This is a genomic window from Mesorhizobium sp., from assembly GCF_004962925.1.
Classification (GTDB): Bacteria; Pseudomonadota; Alphaproteobacteria; order Rhizobiales; family Rhizobiaceae; genus Mesorhizobium.
Genome location: NZ_SUEO01000516.1, coordinates 1 through 216 on the forward strand (window position 1 = coordinate 1; position 216 = coordinate 216).

The 216-nt window shown below is 61.6% G+C and carries 1 pseudogene; it reads left to right on the forward strand.

Annotated features, from left to right (window positions below):
- A pseudogene (gltD, locus tag E5W87_RS35950) lies at positions 1 to 216 on the forward strand (glutamate synthase); the annotation flags it as partial.

Consider the following 216-nt stretch of genomic DNA (forward strand, 5'->3'; position numbering starts at 1 on the left):
ACCGGCAGGTGCACAAGTACCAGCCGGCTTCCGACCGCATCCGGCATTTTCGCGAATTCACGCTGCCGATGTCGGACAAGGAGGTCGAGAAGCAGGCCGCGCGCTGCATGGATTGCGGCATTCCGTACTGTCATGGGCCGACCGGCTGCCCGATCCACAATCAGATCCCGGACTGGAACGACCTCGTCTACAATGGCGACTGGGACAATGCGATCC